Source organism: Comamonas testosteroni ATCC 11996, assembly GCF_000241525.1.
In the GTDB taxonomy this organism is placed as follows: Bacteria; Pseudomonadota; Gammaproteobacteria; order Burkholderiales; family Burkholderiaceae_C; genus Comamonas; species Comamonas testosteroni.
Genome location: NZ_AHIL01000002.1, coordinates 271,483 through 293,512 on the forward strand (window position 1 = coordinate 271,483; position 22,030 = coordinate 293,512).

18 protein-coding genes are annotated in these 22,030 nt (G+C 62.0%); 8 read left to right on the top strand and 10 right to left on the bottom strand.

The window, feature by feature from the left end:
* Nucleotides 1-53: 53 nt before the first annotated feature.
* From dnaN to CTATCC11996_RS25385, 3 genes are all read right to left on the bottom strand, one after another.
* Entirely contained in the window at nt 54-1,175 is a 1,122-nt protein-coding gene (dnaN, locus tag CTATCC11996_RS01200; RefSeq protein ID WP_003064798.1) for a DNA polymerase III subunit beta, read from the bottom strand.
* A gap of 131 nt (nt 1,176-1,306) precedes the next feature.
* The gene (dnaA, locus tag CTATCC11996_RS01205) at nt 1,307-2,713 is read right to left on the bottom strand and encodes a chromosomal replication initiator protein DnaA (protein WP_003064795.1); all 1,407 of its coding nucleotides are present in this window, start codon (nt 2,711-2,713) and stop codon (nt 1,307-1,309) included.
* A gap of 123 nt (nt 2,714-2,836) precedes the next feature.
* On the bottom strand, nt 2,837-3,163 hold the full coding sequence (locus CTATCC11996_RS25385; protein ID WP_138983832.1) for a hypothetical protein: 327 nt from the start codon (nt 3,161-3,163) through the stop codon (nt 2,837-2,839).
* Between the two features lie 44 nt (nt 3,164-3,207).
* Between CTATCC11996_RS25385 and rpmH the strand changes: the two genes are divergently transcribed.
* The 4 genes from rpmH (at nt 3,208) to yidC (ending at nt 5,969) form a co-directional block, all read left to right on the top strand.
* Nucleotides 3,208-3,342 carry a 50S ribosomal protein L34 gene (gene rpmH, locus CTATCC11996_RS01210; RefSeq protein ID WP_003060014.1) on the top strand — a complete coding sequence of 45 codons (135 nt, stop codon included), beginning with the start codon at nt 3,208-3,210 and terminating at the stop codon, nt 3,340-3,342.
* Nucleotides 3,343-3,406: 64 nt separating this feature from the next.
* On the top strand, nt 3,407-3,964 hold the full coding sequence (locus CTATCC11996_RS01215; protein ID WP_003072124.1) for a ribonuclease P protein component: 558 nt from the start codon (nt 3,407-3,409) through the stop codon (nt 3,962-3,964).
* Nucleotides 3,961-4,260, top strand: a complete 300-nt coding sequence (gene yidD, locus CTATCC11996_RS24715) for a membrane protein insertion efficiency factor YidD (protein ID WP_003060017.1) — start codon at nt 3,961-3,963, stop codon at nt 4,258-4,260. Before CTATCC11996_RS01215 ends, yidD begins: the two co-directional genes overlap by 4 nt.
* Nucleotides 4,257-5,969: a membrane protein insertase YidC gene (gene yidC, locus CTATCC11996_RS01220; RefSeq protein ID WP_003072126.1), complete on the top strand. Its 1,713-nt coding sequence runs from the start codon at nt 4,257-4,259 to the stop codon at nt 5,967-5,969. Before yidD ends, yidC begins: the two co-directional genes overlap by 4 nt.
* Before the next feature lie 89 nt (nt 5,970-6,058).
* Here yidC and mnmE read toward each other — a convergent pair whose 3' ends face one another.
* Nucleotides 6,059-7,486: a tRNA uridine-5-carboxymethylaminomethyl(34) synthesis GTPase MnmE gene (mnmE, locus tag CTATCC11996_RS01225; RefSeq protein WP_003072128.1), complete on the bottom strand. Its 1,428-nt coding sequence runs from the start codon at nt 7,484-7,486 to the stop codon at nt 6,059-6,061.
* A 237-nt stretch (nt 7,487-7,723) separates the two neighbouring features.
* Between mnmE and CTATCC11996_RS01230 the strand changes: the two genes are divergently transcribed.
* Nucleotides 7,724-9,142: a sulfatase-like hydrolase/transferase gene (locus CTATCC11996_RS01230; RefSeq protein WP_003072130.1), complete on the top strand. Its 1,419-nt coding sequence runs from the start codon at nt 7,724-7,726 to the stop codon at nt 9,140-9,142.
* Between the two features lie 240 nt (nt 9,143-9,382).
* Nucleotides 9,383-11,692: an NADP-dependent malic enzyme gene (locus tag CTATCC11996_RS01235; RefSeq protein WP_003072131.1), complete on the top strand. Its 2,310-nt coding sequence runs from the start codon at nt 9,383-9,385 to the stop codon at nt 11,690-11,692.
* A 69-nt stretch (nt 11,693-11,761) separates the two neighbouring features.
* Here CTATCC11996_RS01235 and CTATCC11996_RS01240 read toward each other — a convergent pair whose 3' ends face one another.
* The 5 genes from CTATCC11996_RS01240 to CTATCC11996_RS01260 form a co-directional block, all read right to left on the bottom strand.
* Complete coding sequence (locus CTATCC11996_RS01240) at nt 11,762-11,944, bottom strand: hypothetical protein (RefSeq protein ID WP_003072134.1); 183 nt, start codon at nt 11,942-11,944, stop codon at nt 11,762-11,764.
* A gap of 113 nt (nt 11,945-12,057) precedes the next feature.
* Nucleotides 12,058-12,825, bottom strand: a complete 768-nt coding sequence (locus tag CTATCC11996_RS01245) for a tyrosine-protein phosphatase (protein WP_003072136.1) — start codon at nt 12,823-12,825, stop codon at nt 12,058-12,060.
* 154 nt (nt 12,826-12,979) lie between these two features.
* Complete coding sequence (locus CTATCC11996_RS01250; protein WP_080569819.1) at nt 12,980-14,521, bottom strand: class I adenylate-forming enzyme family protein; 1,542 nt, start codon at nt 14,519-14,521, stop codon at nt 12,980-12,982.
* A gap of 13 nt (nt 14,522-14,534) precedes the next feature.
* Nucleotides 14,535-16,184, bottom strand: coding sequence for an acyl-CoA dehydrogenase family protein (locus tag CTATCC11996_RS01255; protein ID WP_003072139.1), 1,650 nt, complete (start codon nt 16,182-16,184; stop codon nt 14,535-14,537).
* 85 nt (nt 16,185-16,269) lie between these two features.
* Nucleotides 16,270-17,514: a branched-chain amino acid ABC transporter substrate-binding protein gene (locus CTATCC11996_RS01260; protein WP_003072141.1), complete on the bottom strand. Its 1,245-nt coding sequence runs from the start codon at nt 17,512-17,514 to the stop codon at nt 16,270-16,272.
* 168 nt (nt 17,515-17,682) lie between these two features.
* On the opposite strand from CTATCC11996_RS01260, the gene CTATCC11996_RS01265 reads away from it, so the two are divergent.
* A complete protein-coding gene (locus CTATCC11996_RS01265) occupies nt 17,683-18,276 on the top strand; it encodes a TetR/AcrR family transcriptional regulator (protein WP_003072143.1) in 594 nt (197 codons plus the stop codon).
* A 65-nt stretch (nt 18,277-18,341) separates the two neighbouring features.
* Here the strand turns inward: CTATCC11996_RS01265 and CTATCC11996_RS01270 are convergent, their stop codons facing one another.
* Nucleotides 18,342-21,278 carry a DNA topoisomerase III gene (locus CTATCC11996_RS01270; RefSeq protein WP_003072146.1) on the bottom strand — a complete coding sequence of 979 codons (2,937 nt, stop codon included), beginning with the start codon at nt 21,276-21,278 and terminating at the stop codon, nt 18,342-18,344.
* A gap of 117 nt (nt 21,279-21,395) precedes the next feature.
* Between CTATCC11996_RS01270 and CTATCC11996_RS01275 the strand changes: the two genes are divergently transcribed.
* Complete coding sequence (locus tag CTATCC11996_RS01275; protein WP_003072148.1) at nt 21,396-21,902, top strand: SET domain-containing protein; 507 nt, start codon at nt 21,396-21,398, stop codon at nt 21,900-21,902.
* Nucleotides 21,903-22,030: the final 128 nt, after the last annotated feature.

A 22,030-nucleotide genomic window follows, 5' to 3' on the forward strand; every position in this document is an offset into this window, starting at 1 on the left:
GTAGCTGCTCCTGTTATTTCAGGCAATGAAATGGCTGGCTGCGTTCGGTCCACTCAGATGCGCATGGGCATCACGACGTACTTGAAGCTTTCGTTCTCGGGGATGGTGACCAGAGCCGAGCTGTTGCCGTCCTGCAGATCGATCTTGACCATGTCCTGGCTCATGTTGGTGAGCACATCGATCAGGTAGGTCACGTTGAAGCCGATCTCGATGGTGTCGCCACCGTAGTCGATGTCGAGCTCGTCCATGGCTTCTTCCTGCTCGGCGTTGTTGGACGCCACGCGCAGCGTGCCGGGCTCGACCGACAGGCGCACGCCCTTGAACTTGTCGCTGGTCATGATGGCCGTGCGCTGCAGCGATGCCAGCAGCGGGGCGCGGCCCAGGGTCACACTGTTGGTGTGGTTGCGCGGGATGACGCGGTTGTAGTCGGGGAACTTGCCTTCGACCAGCTTGGTCACGAACTCCATGCCGCCAAAGGTGAACTTGGCCTGGTTGTTGGCGAACTGCATCTCGATGACGGGCTGGTTCTCGCCGCTGGCGTCCGACAGCAGGCGCTGCAGCTCCAGCACGGTCTTGCGCGGCAGAATCACTTCCTGCTTGATGGGCACTTCCACATCCAGCGTGGCGCTGGCCCAGGCCAGGCGGTGGCCGTCTGTGGCCACCAGGCTCAGGGTGTTGCCTTCGGCGACGAACAGAATGCCGTTCAGGTAGTAGCGGATGTCCTGCACGGCCATGGCAAAGGAGACCTGGCCCAGCAGGTCCTTGAGCACTTTTTGCGGCACGCTGAAGGCGGGGCCGAAGGCGGCCGATTCCTGCACCAGCGGGAAGTCTTCGGCGGGCAGGGTCTGCAGCGTGAAGCGGCTCTTGCCGCCTTTCAGAATCATCTTGGACTGCTGCGTCTCCAGGCTCACGGTCTGGTCGCCGGGCATGGTCTTCAGGATGTCGATCAGCTTGCGGGCACCGATGGTGGTGGTGAAGTCGCCGGCGTCGCCGCCCAGCTCGGCCGTGGTGCGGATCTGGATTTCCAGATCGCTGGTTGTCAGCTGCAGTGCATTGCCGGTCTTCTTGATCAGCACATTGGCCAGAATGGGCAGCGTGTGGCGGCGCTCGACAATGCCGGCCACCGATTGCAGGACCGCGAGAACTTTGTCTTGTGTGGCTTTCAGGACGATCATGTCAACCTCAGTGATTTAAGTGCGCATTTGTTTTGACGCGGCGGCGTCCGCAGGGCAGGGCGGACGCTCCCTCATGCCGCGTGAATTCCCCATTTTGCCCTGTGTGAGTGACATTCATGGGGGAGTTTTCATCAACCCTTGAGCGTTTGTTCCAGCACATGGAGCTGCTGGTTCAACTCGGTGTTGGTCTGGCGCTCGCCCGCAATCTTGCGTACGGCGTGCAGCACCGTGGTGTGGTCGCGGCCGCCAAACAGCTCGCCGATCTCGGGCAGGCTTTTCTGCGTCAGCTCCTTGGCCAGGTACATGGCAATCTGGCGCGGCCGGGCAATGCTGGCCGGGCGCTTCTTGCTGTACATGTCGGCTACCTTGATCTTGTAGTAGTCAGCCACCGTCTTCTGGATGTTTTCCACAGAGATCTGGCGGTTCTGAATACTGAGCAGATCGCGCAGCGCCTCGCGCGCCAGCTGGATCGACACTTCCTTCTGGTTGAAGCGCGAATAGGCCAGGATCTTGCGCAGCGCGCCTTCGAGCTCACGCACGTTGGAGCGCACGTTCTTGGCCACGAAGAAGGCGACTTCCTCAGGCATGTCGGCGTTCTCGGCGCGGGCCTTGTTGATCAGAATCGCCACGCGCATTTCCAGCTCGGGCGGCTCGATGGCCACCGTCAGGCCGGAGTCGAAGCGCGAGACCAGGCGCTCGTGAATATTGGCCAGACCCTTGGGATAGGTGTCGGACGTCATCACGATATGGCTCTTCTTGGCCAGCAGGGCCTCGAAGGCATTGAAGAACTCTTCCTGCGTACGGTCCTTGTTGGCGAAGAACTGCACATCGTCGATCAGCAGCAGATCGAGCGAGTGATAGCGTTCCTTGAACTCGTCGAAGGTGCGGCGCTGGTAGGCCTTGACCACATCCGAGACGAACTGCTCGGCGTGGATGTAGAGAATCTTGGCGTCGGGCTTGTCCTTGAGCAGCTGGTTACCCACAGCATGCACCAGGTGGGTCTTACCGAGACCGACACCGCCGTAGATGAACAGCGGGTTGTAGAGGTGGCCGGGCGAGCCTGCCACATGCATGGCGGCCGAGCGCGCCATGCGGTTGGCCGTACCTTCGACCAGCGTCTCGAAGGTGAGGGCCGGGTTCAACCGGGTGCGGAAAACAGGTGCGCTGGCCTCTTCGCTGGTGACGGTGGGCACAGCGACATTGTGCGTCTGCGGCGCAGCCTGCTGTGTCGACGACGGAGGGCGCACATAAGTACGGACAACGCTTTCCCGCTGAGCAAGTGCTAACTCAAGGGTGACGGGTTGGCCGTAGAGCGACTCCAGCATGGCCGAGATGCGACCCGCATACTGGGCACGGATCCAGTCCAGCTTGAAGCGGTTGGCCACATAGACGGTGACCTTGGAAAAATCTTCTGCAACGAGTGCCGTCAGCGGCTTGATCCAGGTGTTGAATTGCTGCTCTGGCAGCTCCTGACCCAGTTGCTCAACGCAGACCTGCCACAGGGCCTGGCCTGCATCATTGGTTGGTTCCTCTGTCATTGTCAAAAGTCTAATTGTGGATAGGAGGAACAGTTGCGGGGTTGGTATTGTAGCTTTTGCGGAAGTTATCCACAAAATATCAGAAGGCTGTCCCCGACTCCAGTGCGTTATAGGCTGCACATCCTAATAGATTGGCAGCCTGCTGTTTGTAAAGAATCTCTGGGCCACGCAGGTGCTTGACGGGATACCCTGCGAGTCCTTAGCAAATTCAAGGGTCATTGCATCAAAGGCGCAACGCTGTGATAATCCCCGGTTTCCCTGAATGTGTTCAGGGTGATATGAGCCGGGCGCCTTTTTTGTGCGCGCGCGCCCAGTTGCTTTAGGAGCTGTGGCGGGTGCTTTGTTCCGTTTGTTGCCTTCTGGCCCGATGACATGCACGGCATGTGAAAAAATATCGGGTTTGGCGGTGACAGTGTGCGGCGCAAAACCGGAATGGTCGGGCGCGAACATGGCGCCTTGCCGACGCAAATACTGAACCTTCTCAAGGAACCAACATGAAACGTACTTACCAACCTTCCAAGATCCGCCGCGCCCGTACCCACGGTTTCCTGGTCCGCATGAAGACCAAGGGTGGCCGTGCCGTGATCAACGCACGTCGCGCCAAGGGCCGCAAGCGTCTGGCCGTCTAAGGCCGGCGTTGGCTAGCGGTCTGCTCATTCGCTGCGCTGAAGGCCTCTGAACGGAGGCTCTCCTATGCAAAGGCTGAAAACGCGTCCGCAATTCCAGGCCACCATGTCCGCGGGTACGATTGCCCGTACCCCGCACTTCGCCCTGCACCGCATGGAGCTGGTGGCCGAGGTTACCGACATGGTTGCCAACCCCAGGACAGGGCCCGGATCGAATGATCCGCAGGCCCTGTTTGGCATTGGTGCCGTGCGCAAGCAGGCCTGGCTGGGTGCCATGGTGCCCAAGCGCTGGGCACGCCGCTCTGTCACGCGTCACACCATCAAGCGCCAGATCTATGCGGTGTCCTCGGATTACGAAGACGCCCTGCTGTGTGCTTCCTATGTGGTGCGCCTGCGCTCGGGGTTTGACCGTAAGCAATTCGTCAGTGCAACTTCGGATCAGCTCAAGGCAGCGGTCCGCAAGGAACTGCAACAGCTTTTTGCGACCGGGGCGCGCCGCCTGACGCAGGCCCGTCAGGCCGCTGAGGCGGAGGTGGATTTGAAGAAGAATTCACCTCAAGCCATTGACGGCAAAGCGCAAGAGGCTACTGATTCAATAGCGAATCAGCCGGAGAACCAGCCATGATGCAGCGACTGCTCATGGCTGTAGTGCGTGGCTACAGGCTGCTGCTCAGTCCCTGGCTGGGCTCGGCCTGTCGCTTCGAGCCGACCTGCTCGGCCTATTCCCTTCAAGCGCTGGAGCAACACGGCGCTGCGGTAGGCTCTTATCTGACGGTGCGCCGGCTGGCGCGTTGTCATCCGTGGTGTGACGGAGGGCATGATCCCGTGCCACAGCAAAAGCCCAGGCTGTTTTCCTTTCTGGACAATGCCTCGGACTCTTCCGCGACCACCCAACCTTCCTCACCTAAGAAGTCTTCATGAACGATATTCGCCGCACCATACTGTGGGTGATATTTGGCTTTTCCATGGTTTTGCTCTGGGACAAGTGGCAAATCCATAACGGCAAAAAGCCCACCTTCTTCCCATCGCCGCAGACGGTCAGCGCGCCTGCTGCGGCTGATGCCAAGCCTGCTGACGTCAGCGTGCCCCAGCCCGCCGCTGCCGCTTCTGCCGGCGATGTGCCCGGTGCTGCCAATGCTGCGGCTCAGCCCGCAGCAGCCGTGACGCCCCGTCAGGACGTGATCGTGGACAGCGATGTGATGCGTCTGACCTTCGACAGCGAAGGTGGCACGCTAAAAGCTTCCGAGCTGCTCAAGTACTCCGACACCACGGATGACAAGAAGCTCATGCAGGTGTTCGAGCAAAACGCCAAGCGCGTCTACCTGGGTCAGACCGGCCTGATCGGCGGCAACTTCCCCACGCACAAGACTCCCATGACCGTGATGCCCGGCGAGCGCGAGCTCAAGGACGGTCAGGACAGCGTGCAAGTGCGCTTCGAGTCCGCCGACCAGGGCGGTGTGAAGCTGATCAAGACCTTCACGCTCAAGCGCGGCTCCTATGCCGTCGATGTGCAGCACGATGTGGTCAACACTGGCTCGACCGCCGTGAACCCCCAGCTGTACATGCAACTGGTGCGCGACGGCAACAAGCCTGAGCATGAGTCCAGCTTCTATTCCACCTTCACCGGTCCTGCCGTCTATACCGACGCCAAGAAGTACCACAAGGTCGAGTTCAAGGACATCGAAAGCGGCAAAGCCGAGGTCGACAAGGCCTCTCCCAATGGCTTTGTGGCCATGGTGCAGCATTACTTCGCCAGCGCCTGGCTGCTGGCCGACGGCATCCAGCGCGACAACTTCGTGCGCAAGGTGGGCGACAACCTCTATGCAGTGGGCATGATCACGCCCGTGGGCACGGTGGAGCCTGGCCAGACCAAGACCGTGAGCTCGCGCCTGTTCTCCGGTCCTCAGATCGAGCCCATGCTGGAAAAGCTCTCGCCCGGTCTGGAACTGGTCAAGGACTATGGCTGGCTGACGATTCTGGCCAAGCCGCTGTACTGGCTGCTGTCCGAGCTGCACAAGTTCATCGGCAACTGGGGCTGGTCCATCGTGGCCCTGGTGGTGCTGCTGAAGATCGCCTTCTACTGGCTCAACGCCAAGGCGTACTCCTCGATGGCCAAGATGAAGGCCATCAACCCCCGCATTCAGGAAATGCGCGAGCGTCTGAAGGACAAGCCCCAGCAGATGCAGCAGGAGATGATGCGCATCTACCGCGAGGAGAAGGTCAACCCCATGGGCGGCTGTCTGCCCATCGTCATTCAGATCCCTGTCTTCATGGCTCTGTACTGGGTGCTGCAGTCCAGCGTGGAAATTCGCAACGCACCCTGGATTGGCTGGATTCATGACCTTTCGGTGCCGGATCCCTTCTTCATCCTGCCGCTGCTGATGACACTGTCCTCGCTGTTGCAGACCGCCCTGAACCCCGCTCCTCCTGACCCCATGCAGGCCAAGATGATGTGGATCATGCCGCTGATGTTCAGCGTGATGTTCTTCTTCTTCCCCTCGGGTCTGGTGCTGTACTGGCTGACGAACAACATTCTGTCGATCGCTCAGCAGTGGATCATCAACAAGCGCATGGGCGTGCCGCCTCAGTTCAACCTGCCCAAGTTCGGCAAGGCTGCCGAAGGCAAGTAAGCACGGCGCCAGCGCCAACAAAAACGCCACCTGAAAAGGTGGCGTTTTTTTATGCCCGCTCGAACAGGGCGGAGGGCCGGCCTGCGGCCTTACTTGCCGATGCAGAAGCTGGAGAAGATCACCCCCAGCAGGTCGTCTGAGCTGAATTCGCCGGTAATCGAGTTCAGCGACAGCTGGGCCAGGCGCAGCTCCTCGGCCAGCAGGTCCAGATGGGCGGATTGCGCAGCCAACTGCTCGTCGGCCATCTCCAGGTGGGCATCCACGGCCTGCAGGGCCTCCACATGGCGGGCGCGTGCCAGGTACAGGCCCTCGGGGGCGGACTGCCAGCCCGCCACTTCCAGCAGGCGCTTGCGCAGCGCATCCAGGCCGTCGCCGGTACGGGCGGACAAGGCGATCTGCTCGGCATTGAGCTGGGCGGTGTGACGGGACTGCACGTCGGCAGCCGCCATATCGGTCTTGTTCCAGACATGAATGACCGGCACCTGCGCGGGCAGCCTGTCCTGCAGGGTGCGGGCGATATCGGCATCGGCTGCCGCATAGTCGGCCTGCTCCACGCGGGTCAGGTCATGCAGGAAGAGCACGGCATCGGCCGCTGCAATCTCGTCCCAGGCGCGTGCAATGCCGATGCGCTCCACCTCGTCATCGCTGTCACGCAGGCCTGCGGTGTCGATCACATGCAGGGGCACGCCCTCGATCTGAATCGTCTGCTGCACCTTGTCGCGCGTGGTTCCGGCAATGGGGGTGACGATGGCCAGCTCGGCCCCTGCCAGCGCATTGAGCAGCGAGCTTTTGCCCGCATTGGGCTGGCCGGCAATCACCACCTTGATGCCTTCGCGCAACAGCGCGCCCTGGTGGGCGCGTGCCAGCACGGCAGTGACCTGGGCGCGCAGGCGCTCGAGTTGGCCAAAGGCATCGGCCTTCTGCAGAAAGTCGATTTCCTCTTCGGGGAAGTCCAGTGTGGCCTCCACCAGCATGCGCAGATGCACCAGAGCATCGCGCAGCACATGGATTTCCTGCGAGAACGCGCCGGACAGCGAGCGGCTGGCACTGCGCGCGGCCGCTTCGGTGCTTGCATCGATGAGGTCGGCAATCGCCTCGGCCTGGGCCAGGTCGATCTTGTCGTTAAGAAAGGCGCGCTCGGTGAACTCGCCGGGCTGGGCCAGGCGCAGTCCAGTCAGCACTGGCTTGCCATCTTCATTGGCGCTCTGTGCTGCTTCCAGACAGCGCGCCAGCAGCAGCTGCAGCACCACAGGGCCGCCGTGGGCCTGTAGCTCCAGCACATCCTCGCCCGTGTAGCTGTGCGGGCCCGGAAAGTAGATGGCCAGGCCATGGTCGATGGGCGAGCCGCCCGCGTCCCTGAAGGGCAGATAAGTCGCTTCGCGCGGTTTCAGCGCCTTGCCACAAAGCGTCCGGACCAGCGCAGCAATGCCTTTGCCGGAGACCCGAACGATGCCCACGGCACCACGCCCCGGAGCGGTGGCGATAGCGGCAATCGGGTCGTTGTGGCGGGGCAGCATGGGCGGACTTTCGGTCGAGAAGAGAAGCCGCGAATCATAGCCCTGTGGGTCAAGTCCTAGGAAATCAGTGGTGAGCGCTGCTTGGGCGGCTATTTAACAAAAGAAGTATTTCATACAATCGTCACAAAACTGTCACGAAAAATGAATATATCTTCCTTTGCAATGAGACTGGGCTCTCTACTAGCCTGGATACTGCTTTTTTCACCGCCGTTTCTAATTCGCTCATATGGAAAAGAGGTGGGCTACACATTGTTGGCCGCGCTGTTCTTCTATCCTTTGGCGCTGTCCCGAAAGTCTCTGGCGATCTGTATTCCACTTCTGATTTTTATTGGCGCTGCGAATATTTTTCATGCCCAGTTTTTGGGAAACATGATCGATGAGTTTTCCCTTGCCACGCTGCTGCGCACCGAGGCTCATGAGGCTGCCGAGTTCCTGAACTCTATCAATCGCCAGATGATTCTTGTCGTGCTGTGCTGGCTGGTGGCAAGTTTCGGATGTGGCTACTTTCTCTTTAAAAACTGCAAGGCTGGAGCAGCTCCATTTCAGAAATGGGAGAAAAGAATACTGCTGGGCATAGGATTGCTCTGGACCAGCTTTTTTGCCTTTGGCATGACCCAGCAGTTCACCGTCAATGACTATGTGCATAAACTGCGTCATATCTACCCCATGCATATGGCCAAGGCTGCGGTGCGCTATGGAGATCTGGAAAAAGAGGTTTTCTATCAGCCGACACTGCCTGCCAGGCCAAGCGCATCTCAGGCGAACACCTTGGTGGTGATTATTGGTGAGAGCGCCAGCAGCCATCGCTGGTCACTATTGGGCTATCAGGAAGACGATACCAATCAGTCACTGAGGCAGGTTTCCGGTTTGCGTACCTACAAGGTCATGGCTCATGGCTTCAATACCGCAAAGGCGCTGCCCTATATTTTGACGGGGCAGTCTGCTTTCGACAGCCAGAAAAATGCCTCGCCTTCGTTCCTGGATTTGGCGCGGCATGCTGGCTACAAGACCTTTGTCTTTTCGAACTCTAGATTCAATGACAAGAGCGAGGATATGTACTCGCAGATATTGCGTCGCTCTGCGGATGTCTATGCCAAGGTGGGCAATGGGGCACATGACGAAGTAATGACGACTTGGCTGGAGAAGTCGCTGGCGGATGACGCGTCACATAAGCTAGTGGTTCTTCATACCTATGGCAGTCATCCCGATATCTCCCAGCGCTACCCTCGTTCCCGCTATGAGGGCGCAGATGCATACGATAACTCGATTCGCTATACCTCGGACCTGCTGGCCGACTGGATTCGCATGGTGGATGAGGCGTCTGACGCGCCCAGCGCGCTGCTTTACGTGTCTGATCATGGCCTTGGAGTTCCTCCTTGTGTGGACAGCCCTCGCCAGGGTAATGATCAGTCAGTGCTGGAGGTGCCGCTGGCATATTGGGCGAATGAGGCAATGAGGAGTCTCCAAGGGAGCAAAGAGGTGGCGGTCTCTGACAGTCCTCTGGAACACAGCACGACTCTGGCACCCGAGATATTGATTGCTGCCCAGGGGTACGACATCCGCACGGCGATGCCGCATTTGCAGGACAGCCGGAAGCTGCATTTCGATGGCGTGCCTTATGCCAAGCTCTATCGCGACGATGCCTGCACGCCCTGAAGTGCAAAATCTCCATATGTTATGCGCTGTTTGCATAATGTTATGATTTCGTTTGCATTGTTATTGAACAGTCATGGCTGTTTGACCTTAAACGCCGAGCTGCAACCCCTCTTTTTTTGATAGCGCTCGGCCTACAATCCAAAATCCGATTTCATCGTCCGCGGGAGCACAGGGGCCGGGCTGTGTGCCCATAGAGAGTCCTTACTGCGGATGACTTACTTTGCGAGCTGGAGACCGCTGATGTCCGACACCAAGCCCATTACCTCGATTGATAAACGTGCGTTGCTGCGTCAGGCGGCGCTGGAGTATCACGAGTTCCCCAAGCCCGGCAAGGTGGCCATCACGGCAACCAAGCCCATGGCCAATCAGCATGATCTGGCTCTGGCCTACTCGCCTGGCGTGGCTGCGCCTTGCGAGGAAATCGTCAAGGACCCGGCTGCAGCCTTCAAGTACACCAGCCGCGGCAACCTGGTGGGCGTGATCTCCAACGGCACGGCGGTGCTGGGCCTGGGCGATATCGGCGCGTTGGCTTCCAAGCCCGTGATGGAGGGCAAGGGCGTGCTGTTCAAGAAGTTCGCCGGCGTCGATGTGTTCGATATCGAGATCGACGAGAAGGACCCGCAAAAGCTGGTCGACGTGATTGCTGCGCTGGAGCCCACCTTCGGCGCCATCAACCTCGAAGACATCAAGGCACCCGAGTGCTTCTTCGTGGAGCGCGAGCTGCGCAAGCGCATGAACATTCCCGTCTTCCACGACGACCAGCACGGCACGGCCATCACCGTGGCAGCCGCCATGGTCAACGCGCTCAAGGTGGCGGGCAAGAAGATCGAAGAGGTCAAGCTGGTGGCTTCGGGTGCTGGCGCCGCGGCGCTGGCCTGCCTGAACCTGCTGCTGGAAGTGGGCCTGAAGCGCGAGAACGTGTTCGTGACCGACATCGCCGGCGTGGTCTATGAGGGCCGTACCGAGCTGATGGACCCGGACAAGGCGCTGTTTGCCCAGAAGACCGAGCTGCGCACGCTGGGTGAGGTGATCGAGGGCGCCGACGCCTTCCTGGGCCTGTCCGCCGGCAACGTGCTCAAGCAGGACATGGTCAAGAAGATGGCGGCCAGGCCCATCATCTTCGCGCTGGCCAACCCCAACCCGGAAATCATTCCTGAAGATGTGAAGGCGGTGCGCGACGACGCCATCATCGCCACGGGCCGCACGGACTACCCCAACCAGGTCAACAACGTCCTGTGCTTCCCCTACATCTTCCGTGGCGCGCTGGACTGCGGTGCGACCACCATCACCACTTCGATGGAGATCGCCTGCGTGCACGCGATTGCCGCGCTGGCCCAGGCCGAGCAGTCCGAAGAAGTGGCAGCCGCCTATGTGGGCGAAGTGCTGAGCTTCGGCCCCGAGTACCTGATTCCCAAGCCCTTCGACCCGCGCCTGATGCTGATCGTGGCACCCGCCGTGGCCCAGGCAGCGGCCGAAGCCGGCGTGGCCAAGCGCCCCATCCAGGACATGGATGCCTACCGCGAGCACCTGAAGACCTTTGTCTACGCCTCCGGCACCATGATGAAGCCCATCGTGCATGCCGCCAAGAAGGCCACCAAGAAGCGCGTGGCCTATGCCGAGGGCGAGGAAGAGCGCATCCTGCGCGCGGCCCAGATCGTGGTGGACGAACGCATTGCGCGCCCGACACTGATCGGCCGTCCCACCATCATTGCCCAGCGCATCGAGAAGTTCGGCCTGCGCATGAAGGAAGGTGCCGACTACGACGTGGTCAACGTCGAGCATGACGAGCGCTACCGCGACTTCTGGCAGAGCTATCACCGCATGACGGAGCGCAAGGGCATCACCGCGCCCATCGCCAAGATCGAAATGCGCCGCCGCCTGACGCTGATCGGCTCCATGCTGCTGCACAAGGGTGAGGTCGACGGCCTGATCTGCGGCACCTGGAACAACACCAATGTGCACCTGAACTACATTGATCAGGTCATCGGCAAGCGCAGCGGCGTGGCCACCTATGCCTGCATGAACGGCCTGCTGCTGCCCGAGCGCCAGGTGTTCCTGGTCGACACCCACGTCAACTACGACCCCACGGCCGAGCAACTGGCCGAGATCACCATCATGGCTGCCGAGGAAATGATGCGTTTCGGCATCAAGCCCAAGGCTGCGCTGCTGAGCCACTCCAACTTCGGCTCCAGCAACCAGCCCAGCGCCATCAAGATGCGCCAGACCCTGGAGCTGCTGCGCGAGCAGGCACCCTGGCTCGAAGTGGATGGCGAAATGCACGGCGATGTGGCTCTGGACGGCAAGGCCCGCGCCAAGCTCATGCCCAACAGCACGCTGCTGGGTGATGCCAACCTGCTGGTCTCGCCCAATATCGACGCTGCCAACATCAGCTACAACCTGCTCAAGCAGGCGGCCGGCGGTGGCATTGCCGTGGGCCCGGTGCTGCTGGGTGCGGCCAAGCCCGTGCATGTGCTGACGCCCAGCACCACGGTGCGCCGTATCGTGAACATGACGGCGCTGACCGTGGCTGACGCCAACGTCAGCCGTTAATTACGGGGCAAAAACAAAAGCCCGCCGTGCAGGGAGCACGGCGGGCTTTTTTGTGCCTTGCGGCGGGGCTTACCAGGTGCGGCTGACGCCTGCGTCCACGGTGCCGAAGATTTCCACGCCGCCGGAGCTGCCGGAGCCGCTGGAGCTGGAGGAGGCCGGCATGGTGCCGGAGCAGGCCGTCAGCGCCAGCGTGGCGGCTGCTGCGGCCAGGGAGAGCCATTTGCGCATCTGCATTTCCTTGTCCGCATCCATTGCGGCTTATGGGCCATGGTAGCGGGCCGAGGATATCCTGCCGTAACAGCTTGTTATGCCTGAAATTGGTGTGAAACCAATTCAGGACAAGCGTTGACAGCTATCAAAGTTGATCAAGTCTCCAGATACAGCTCGGCCAGTCGCTCGCGTGCAGTGCCGTCTATACCCAGCTCCTGGCTCAGATAGCGGTCCACGCTGCCGTGCTGGGCGCGCACCACATCGACCGAGGCCATCAGATAGGACGGCTGCACGCGCCACAGCGCATCCAGAGCCTCTTCGGACAGCTGGCCGTACATCTGGGCCGGGCGTTTGAAGTACTGATTGGTCAGCAGATAGTCTTCCATGATCTGCTCCTCGTCCACGCCCAGCGCCGTCAGCAGCAGGGCAGCAGCCCAGCCCGTGCGATCCTTGCCGGCCGTGCAGTGAAAGACCAGCGGCGCATCGCTGAGCTGCAGCAGTGCGAGGAACTGCGCAAAGCGATTGCCGTACACGTTCACAAAGCTGCGGTAGGTGTCGTGCATCAGCTCCTCGGTATCGCGGCTGCTGAGGTTACGGCCCTGCTCCATCAAGGACTGGGCGCGCTGCACTACCGTGGGCTCGACGACCAGGGCATGGCGCTCGATTCTGGGCCAGTCATAGGAGAGATGCGCGCTTTCGCCTTCGCCGCGAAAGTCCGCGCTGCGGTGGATGCCAAGCTTTTGCAGCTGTTCCAGGTCCTGCTGCGTCAGATGCGCCAGATGGGCGGAGCGGTACAGCTTGCCCCATTGCAGGCGGCGGCCGTCCAGGCCCCGATATCCGCCCAGATCACGGAAATTGGAGGCTCCCGAGAGGGAGACTTGGCGCGCCGGGCGCTCCGTCAGCAGGTCGTGGTTCAGTTGCATATCACTGCTTATAGCGGATTGCAAAGACCCATCCATGTCATCCGTGTTACCCGGGTGCGGCACCAGGAGCATCGGCCCGAACGGAAAGCGCCGCATGCCCAGGACATGCGGCGCTGAACCTATCCGAAGCGGTCTTGCGACAGTGCCTTCGCACTCAATGGCTGGTCGTGCTGCCCCGCAGCATGTGCTTGAGCAGCTTGCCGGTCGCGGTGCGTGGCAGCGTGTCGCGGGCCTCGAAGAAGCGCGGAATCTTGTAGCGCGCCAGCTTCGGCGCCATGAACTGGAGTAGGGCCTCATGGTCCAGCAACTTGCCGGGCTTGAGGGTCAGCACCGCCACCACGGTCTCGCCCCATTCAGGATGAGGGCGGCCGATGACGGCTACGTCCTGCACATCGGGGTGGGTGCAGAGCACGTCTTCCACTTCCTTGGAGTAGACGTTCTCGCCACCCGTAACGATCATGTCCTTGAGTCTGTCCACGATGTAGAGATAGCCGTCCTCGTCCACGCGCGCCAGGTCGCCGCTGCGATACCAGCCCTGGTCGTCCAGCACGGCGGCCGTGGCCTCGGGGTTGTCCAGATAGCCTTGCATCATGGCCGCAGAGCGCAGGCAGATCTCGCCCACTTCGCCGGGGCCGCACAGGCCGCCGTCCTGACGGCGCACCTCCAGTTCCACGCCGGGTATGGCGCAGCGACCTATGGAGCCCGCCTTGGCCACAGCCTCTTCGGGGTAGAGCACGGTGCCCAGAGGGCCTGATTCGGTCATGCCATAGACCTGCATGAAGCGGTCGCTGCGATAGGCCTGAGCCAGCTTGCGCGCCATGTCCGCGCCCAGTGGGCCACCGCCGTAGGCCCACAAACGCATGGCACTGAAGTCGTAGCTGGCCACATCGGGCACCACGGACAGCGGAGCCAGAAAGGCAATCGGTGCGCCAAAGGTGAAGCTGATGCGCTCCTGCGCCAGCGTTTCCAGAAACTCCCTGGGCGCATATTCGCGCATCAGCACAGCGGTGCCGCCCATGAGCAAGGTGCCCAAGAACCAGTTGTTCAACGGCGACGAGTGCCATATGGGCATGGCGATCAGCGTGCGCTCTGTGGGAGTCAGCGAGGTGGCCGCCGCTGCACACAGGGCGGCATGGAAGACATTGGCATGGCTGTGCAGGCAGCCCTTGGGCTGGCCCGTGGTGCCGGAGGTGTAGAGAATCTCGGCCAGCGCGTCTGGCGCAGGTCGGCCATGCTCTTCGCCGCAGGGCGCAGCCTGCGCCAGCAGCTCATCGAAGCAGTCCAGGCCTTCGGCGGCAGACGCTGTGCTCAGCCACTGCATGTCCGCCAGCGGCTGTGGTTCGGCCTGGATGGCGGTGATCAGCGAAGCGCGCGCACCATCCACAAGGCACAGTCGAGCACCCGAGTGGCGCAGTATGTAGCTGACTTCCGGGGCCTGCAGCTTGTGGTTGATGGGCACGACGACCGCGCCCAGCCGCCAGGCGCCGAATAGGGCGAACACAAAGCCCGGGGTGTTGAAGCACAGCAGACCTAGCTTGTCGCCCCGGCGCATGCCTTGCGCGCGGAGCACGGCAGCGGCGCGACGGCTGGCCTCGGCCAGCGCGGCATAGCTCCAGCCCAGGCCGTCCGCGCGCAGCGCCAGTTTTTCGGGGCGCGTACGTGCCTGCTGGTCGAGCAGGGAAATGAAATTCATCATTGCTGGCATCCCCTCAACCCGCCCATGCATTGCGCAGCAGGGCGGCCGGGTCGTTGCTGGCGCAGGCAACACCGGCCACCGGGCCCCAGTCCGGATCGAAGCGGCTGCCGATGAAGGCCGAGGCACTGTCGCTGCCCGCATGCTGCAGCATCAGTGTGGCTTGTACCGTGATAGCCAGGCGCTGGGTGAAGCGGCGCGCCTCGCGCTCCAGATCCTGCGGAGGCAGGGTGACGGCCTGGCGCAGCTTGTCCACCTGCGCACGCAGCACGGCCTCTTCTGAGCTGACTTCACGCAGATGGTCCAGCAGCAGATGGGCGTCGTCGGGGTTGCGGGCAATGGCGCGCAGCACATCCAGACACATGACGTTGCCCGACCCCTCCCAGATGGAGTTGACGGGGGCTTCGCGGAACAAGCGTCCCATGGGGCCGGTCTCCACATAGCCGTTGCCGCCGAAGACTTCCATGGCTTCGCCGGTGTAGCCCACGGCACGCTTGCAGTTCCAGAACTTGGCGGCAGGCGTGACGATGCGGCGCCAGGCCTGATCCAGCGGGTCTTCGGAGCCAAAGCGTGCGGCCAGATCCATGGCCAGCCAGGTGGCGGCTTCGGATTCCAGTGCCATATCGGCCAGCAGGCCGGTCATCACCGGCTGCTCGGCCAGCGGCAGGCCGAAGGCATGGCGGTTGCGCGTGTAGTGCAGGGCCTGCACCAGGGCCTGGCGCATGAAACCTGCACTGGACAGCGCACAGTCCAGGCGGGTGTAGGTGGCCATTTCGATGATGGTGGAAATGCCCCGGCCTTCCTGGCCGATGAGTACGCCCCAGGCGTCGTCGAACTCCACTTCGCTGCTGCTGTTGGAGCGGTTGCCCACCTTGTCCTTGAGGCGCTGGATGTGAATGGCGTTCTTGCTGCCGTCGGGTCGCCAGCGTGGCACGAAAAAGCAGGTGGGGCCCCGCTCCTCGGTCTTGGCCAGCACCAGATGCCCGTCGCACATGGGGGCCGAGAAGAACCATTTGTGGCCGGTGATCAGGTATTCCTCGCCCCGGGGGCCGCTGCTGCCCGACGGGTTCAGGGCCACGGCACGAGTGGTGTTGCTGCGCACATCGCTGCCGCCCTGGCGCTCCGTCATGCCCATTCCCACGGTGATGGAGCGCTTGCCCTCGGCGGGAATGTCGCGTGCGTCGTAGTCGGTGGATTCCAGCAGCGGCCCCAGCGTCGCGTTGAGCTGGGGGTTGATGCGCACCAGCGGAATGCTGGCCTTGGTCATGGTCGTCGGACAGGTCGAGCCGGACTCGATCTGGCTGTGCATGAACAGCGATGCGCCATAGGCGGCCCAGGCCGTCTGTCGCTGGTCGGTGAAGGGCAGGTTGGAGATGCCGTTGCGCCGTGCAATCGTCATCATCTGGTGCCATGCGGGGTGAAAGCGGACCTGGTCGATACGGTCGCCTGAGGGCGAATGCGTGTGCAGCTCGGGCTCGAAGTGGTTGGCTTCTTCTGCGGCGCGCAGCGTGGCTTCGGCGCCATATTCCGCGCCCTGGCGTTGCAGCTCCGGGTCGCGCCACTGTGCGCCGCCGCGAGTCACGGCACGCTGCAGCACCGGGTCGCTGGTGTAGACGTTGTAGTCCTTGAGCTCTGGAGCCTGGTTATGGGGATGGATGCCAGTCATGATGTCTCTTCCTTCTGAGGTGGGTGGCCCTGTTCGCAGAGGGGCTCAGGGCGTTGTGATTTCTAGGAGGCGCCAGGCAGGCGGCTCAGGAGGGCCGCTTCATAGTGCAGCTGGTGTCCAGGCTGGATGCCTGTGCGGAAACCGTGCTGACGGGCTTCCATCCCAGGCCCGTTCCTTCCTGGTCATGCACCACGGTCTTGCCGTCCATTTTTTCCCAGCTCAGCACATGGATGGGTTGCTGGGCCTGGTGGTCGCTCTTGCGCATTTCCACGGGGCCGTTGATGCCCTCGAAGCGCATGCCAGACATCCTGGCCGCGACGGCGCCAGGTTCCACGGACTTGGCCTCGCGCATGGCCTGGGCCAGCATCAGCATGGCGTTGTGGCCCAGGCCGTTGATGAAGTCCTCGTTGAACTGGCGCTTGAAGCCCGGCAGCAGCGGGCTGCTCATCAGCGGCTCAGAGTTGGGGCTGAAGGCCGAGATCAGCTTGACCCGGCCTTGCCCTGCCGCACCCATGGCGCTGGGCACCCCGAAGTTGTTGCCGTTGAGGGTGTAGAAGTCCGTGTTCAGACCCGCTTCGCGCGCAGCCCGCACGATCAGTGCCAGATCGGCACCGAAGTCCGCAGTGATGACGGCATCGGCCCCGGATTGCTTGATCTTGGCGATATACGGCGAGTAATCCTTGACCTGTCCGAGAGGGTGGAAGTCATCGCCCACGATCTTCAGGTCGGGGCGCTTGGCCGCCAGCATGCTGCGTGCGGCGCGCGAGACTTCCTGGCCGTAGGCATAGTTGGGGTTGAGCAAAAAGACCTGCTTCACCTGCTTTTGCCCGGCCAGGTAGGAGGTCAGCGCGGCCACCTTCATGTCCGAATTCGCATCGGTGCGAAAGTGCCAGTAGCTGCACCTGGCATTGGTCATCTGCGGCGCCTGGGCTGCATAGTTCAGGTAGATGATTTCCTTGCCGGGGTTGCGGCTGTTGTGCTTTTCTATGGCCTCCTGCAGTGCCAGGCCCACGGCCGAGGAGCTGGCACCCTGCACCACATAGCGGATGTTCTGTCCGATGATGGAGTTGAGCTGGCTCAGCGCCTCCTGTGCGGAGAGGCGGTTGTCGAAGGGCACGACCTCGAACTTCACGGCACCGGCCCAGCCTTGCTCGTTGGCAAGCTTGGCGCTGTACTGGAAGCTCTTGAGCACATTCAGGCCCAGCCCCGCCATGGGGCCGCTCATGGCATCCAGCGAGGCAATCTTCACCACCGTGGCCGGCTGCGCGTGAACGAGTGATGCGCAGGCCAGAGCCACTGCCGCCAAGGGAGTGGAAATACGAGGGTGCATGCTTGTCTCCGTCTTCTCATAAGAATTTTTTATTCACCAGGCCGCAATGCACAATGGCATCGAAGTACCTGTCAAAAATTCTAGGAAACCGTGCAAAAAAGGTGTTCGGATTTGGCCAGCATGAAACCACGCACTCCTTCGACCGCGACAGCAGGGCGTCGCCGCCCTTTGCAGTCCCGTGCGCGGCAGACGTTTCAGGCCCTGCAGGACGCCTTTGTTCGGCTTTTGCTTGAGCGCAGTTACGCGGAAATCACCGTGCGCGAGATCGTCCTGGTGGCGGGCACCGGGCTGGGCAGCTTCTACGAGTACTTCTCGGGCAAGGAAGACCTGGCCAAGGTTTGCCTGCATCTGCGCTCCAAGTCACTGCTGCTGGGAATTCGCGGCGTGACCGCAAGCCATTCGGGCCAGCCGCTGATGCAGATTACCGAGGCGGTGATCGAGTCACAGCTGCAGGCGCACCGTGAGCGGGCAGATGAATGGGGTGCCCACTATCTGCTGGAGCGCCACTACTCCACTTCCGAGGCCTACCGAAAGATGTTCGAGCGCTTTGTGGATGCCTGGGCCGCAGCCATGGAGCAGGCCGTCGATCTGCCCCCGGACTACCCGGTGCGCGATGCTGCACGGGTGAGCCAGTGCATTCTGTACGGCCTGTTCAATCACAGCTATCTGGCCGCCGATGCTCCGCCGGATCTGGACTTGCTGCGCCAGCGCGCCAACACGGCCATATCCGGCTATCTGAACGCCTTGCGCTGCGCTGCCTGAAATGAAAAAGACCGCCAGCGGCAAGCCGTGGCGGTCTTGGTTGGTCATTGCGGCAGGGCTGGCGATCAGCTCACATGCTTGCCCACAATGCCGGCCAGCTCGAACATGCTGATCTGCTCCTTGCCGAACACCGGCTTGAGCTTGGCGTCGGCGTTGATGGCGCGCTTGTCCTTGGCGTCCTGCAGGCCGTTGGCCTTGATGTAGTCCCAGAGCTTCTTGATCACGTCGGGGCGCGAGGTGGGCTCGCTGCCGATCACGGCGGCCAGGTCGGCGCTGGGCTTGAGCGTGGCGCTCACGGTGCGGGGCTTCTTCACCGCAGCGGTCTTGGTCGTCGCCTTGGTCGCTGTCTTGGCGGCGGTCTTCTTGGCTGCGGCGCCTGTCTTCTTGGCGGCAGCCGTCGTGGTCTTGGCCGCTGCAGCGCCCGCCGTCTTGCGTGCCGGGTATTTGCCTTCGCGCTGCTCGAACTCGAAGTTCACCTTGCCCGCAGCACCATCCCAGACCAGGAAGGCCTTGAAGTTGCGGCGCGTGCGGTTGGAGACGAACTTCTCCAGCAGATCGGTCTTGCCGGTCTGCAGCAGCTTGCTCATCTGCTCGCGCTCGATGGGCTGCTGCAGGATGATCTGGCCGCTCTTGAAGTCGCAGCTGGGCGTGGTCTGGGCCAGCGTGGGCACGGCCTTGGAGCAGACATAGTTGGCGCCATGCTCGAAGACGGGCGAGCCGCACTTGGGACAGGGGCCCAGGCTTTGCTGGTGGGCAAAGTCCACAATCTCGCCCGTGTCCTCGGAGTCCTTGTCGTCGCCGAAGTCGAATTCCAGCTTGAAGTTGCTGTTTTCCTCGTCACGCACGATGGCGACCTCGGCCACAAACGGCCAGCCGGCCTTGGAGCGGAAGCCTTCCAGCGGGCCGATGCGGCGCTCGCGCAGCAGCTGCTCGGCTTCGGCCGTCTCGAAGGTGCGGCCGGCCGGCGACTTGGTGAACGAGAAGCCGCAGCCTTCGCTGGCGCCATTGGCGCCTGTGCAGGCGTAGCGGCGGTAGTTTTCCTTGACTACGCCGCCGCAGTTGGGGCAGGGCGTGGAGAGCGTCGCGTAGTCACCGGGAATGGTGTCGCGGTCGTATTCCTTGGCCTTCTTGACCAGCTTCTCGGTCATGGCCTGGATCTGCTGCATGAAGGCTTCGCGGGAGAGCTGGCCTTTTTCCATCTGCGACAGCTTGAATTCCCATTCGCCGGTCAGGTCGGCGCGGCACAGTTCCTCGACTTCCAGACCGCGCAGCAGCGTCATCAGCTGGAAGGCCTTGGCCGTGGGGATCAGTTCGCGGCCTTCGCGCAGCATGTACTTTTCCGTCAGCAGGCCTTCGATGATGGCCGCACGCGTGGCTGGCGTGCCCAGGCCTTTTTCCTGCATGGCTTCACGCAGCTCGTCGTCGTCGATCTGCTTGCCGGCGCTTTCCATGGCCCCCAGCAGCGTGGCTTCGGAGTAGCGTGCCGGCGGCTTGGTCTTGAGGCCCTTGACATCGGCGTGGTGGGTGCGCGGCTGCTCGCCGGGCTTCACGGCCACCAGGGGCTGGCCCTTGTCGCCTTCCTTGGCATCCTCCACCTCGTTGGCGGCTTCCTTGCCATAGATGGCCAGCCAGCCCGGCTTGACCAGCACCTTGCCCTCGGTCTTGAAGCTGTGCTGCTCCACCTTGCTGATGCGCGTGGTGACCTGGTATTCGGCGCTGGGGAAGAACACCGCCATGAAGCGGCGCACGACCAGGTCGTACAGCTTCTGTTCGGCTTCCGACAGGCCGGAAGGGGCCTGTGTGGTCGGGATGATGGCAAAGTGATCCGACACCTTGCTGTTGTCGAAGACGCGCTTGGTGGGGCGGATGTAGTTGTCGTTGATGGCCTGCTGGGCAAACGGCGCCAGATGGCGCATGCCGCTGGTGGCCAGCATGTCGAAGGTCTGCTTGGCGACGGGCAGATAGTCTTCGGGCAGGGCGCGCGAGTCGGTACGCGGGTAGGTCAGGGCCTTGTGGCGTTCGTACAGGCTTTGCGCCAGCGCCAGCGTGGTCTTGGCCGAGAAGCCGAACTTGCCGTTGGCCTCGCGCTGCAGGCTGGTCAGGTCGAACAGCAGGGGCGATGCCTGCGTGGTGGGCTTGCTCTCTTCGGTGACGGTGGCCGGCTTGCCTTGCACGGCGGCGGCAATCGCTTCGGCATCGGCCTTGTTCCACAGGCGGTCGGCCTTGGCCTCGGCATCGTCCGACTTCTTCCACTGCGGGTTGAACCACTTGCCCAGGTACTGGCCGGCCTGAGCGTCGAAAGTGCCGTGCACTTCCCAGTAGTCGCGGCTGACGAATTTGCGGATCTTTTCCTCGCGCTCCACCACCAGGGACAGGGTGGGCGTCTGCACGCGGCCCACGGTGGTCAGGAAGAAGCCGCCGTCGCGCGAGTTGAAGGCCGTCATGGCGCGCGTGCCGTTGATGCCCACCAGCCAGTCGGCTTCGGAGCGGCTGCGCGCAGCGCTGGCCAGGCCCTGCATCTGGGCATCGCTGCGCAGATTGTTGAAGCCGTCGCGAATCGCCTGCGGCGTCATGGATTGCAGCCACAGGCGCTTGACGGGTTTGCCCAGGCCGCCCTTGGCGCCGCCCGCGTATTGCTCGATCAGGCGGAAGATCAGCTCACCTTCGCGGCCCGCGTCACAGGCGTTGATGAGTTCGGTCACGTCCTTGCGCTTGGCCTGCTTGACCACGGCGTTCAGGCGGGTCTTGGTCTTGTCCACGGGCTTGAGGTCGAAGCGCGGGGGGATGACCGGCAGATTGGCAAAACTCCATTTGCCGCGCTTGACGTCGAATTCTTCGGGCGCCTGAATTTCCACCAGGTGGCCGACCGCACTGGTCACCACATAGCTGTCCGATTCGAAATAGTCATCGTGTTTTTCGAACTTGCCTGCCACCGGGGTCAGCGCACGGACGATGTCCTGTGCGACAGAAGGCTTCTCTGCAATCACCAGGGTTTTAGTCATTGTGTGTTCTCGTCGTCATTAACCACCTGAACCCGAATCAAAACTCAGGCTCATACAATTCGCTTATCACGCGCGCGCATGCGCACATGTGTGCATATTCAAAGTATCAGAGAAAACATGCCCCGCACATCACTGGCCTCTTCAACGGGTCGCCGCATCCAGACCCGGCGCTCTGGCGTTCATGGCAAAGGCGTTTTCGCCGCGCAGGATATTGCGGAAGGCGAAACCATTATTGAGTACGTGGGCGAAGTGATTGACTGGCAGGAGGCGCAGGACCGTCATCCGCATGATCCCAGCCAGCCCAATCACACTTTTTACTTTCAGGTCGATGATGAGCGGGTGATAGATGCCACGCACAAGGGCAATTCTTCGCGCTGGATCAACCACAGCTGCGCGCCCAACTGCTACACCGACGAGATCGACGGTCGCGTCTATATCGTGGCGCTGCGCAATATTGCAGCGGGCGAGGAACTGAACTACGACTATGGCCTGATGGTGGAGGAGCGCTATACGGCCAAGCTCAAGGCTGAATATGCCTGCTACTGCGGCGCCGCGAACTGCCGCGGCACCATGCTGGCGCCGAAAAGGGGCTGGAAACCTCCGATGCCCCAAGGCTCCCCCTGAGCGGCTTTGCCGCTTCCCCCTCTCTCGCGTTGCTTCGCAATGCGGGAGGGGGACGACGCCATCGCCGCGAGGCGGCTCTTGCTCGGCGTCTCTGAGTTGGAACATGCTTGTTCAAGGCGTGCTCGCTG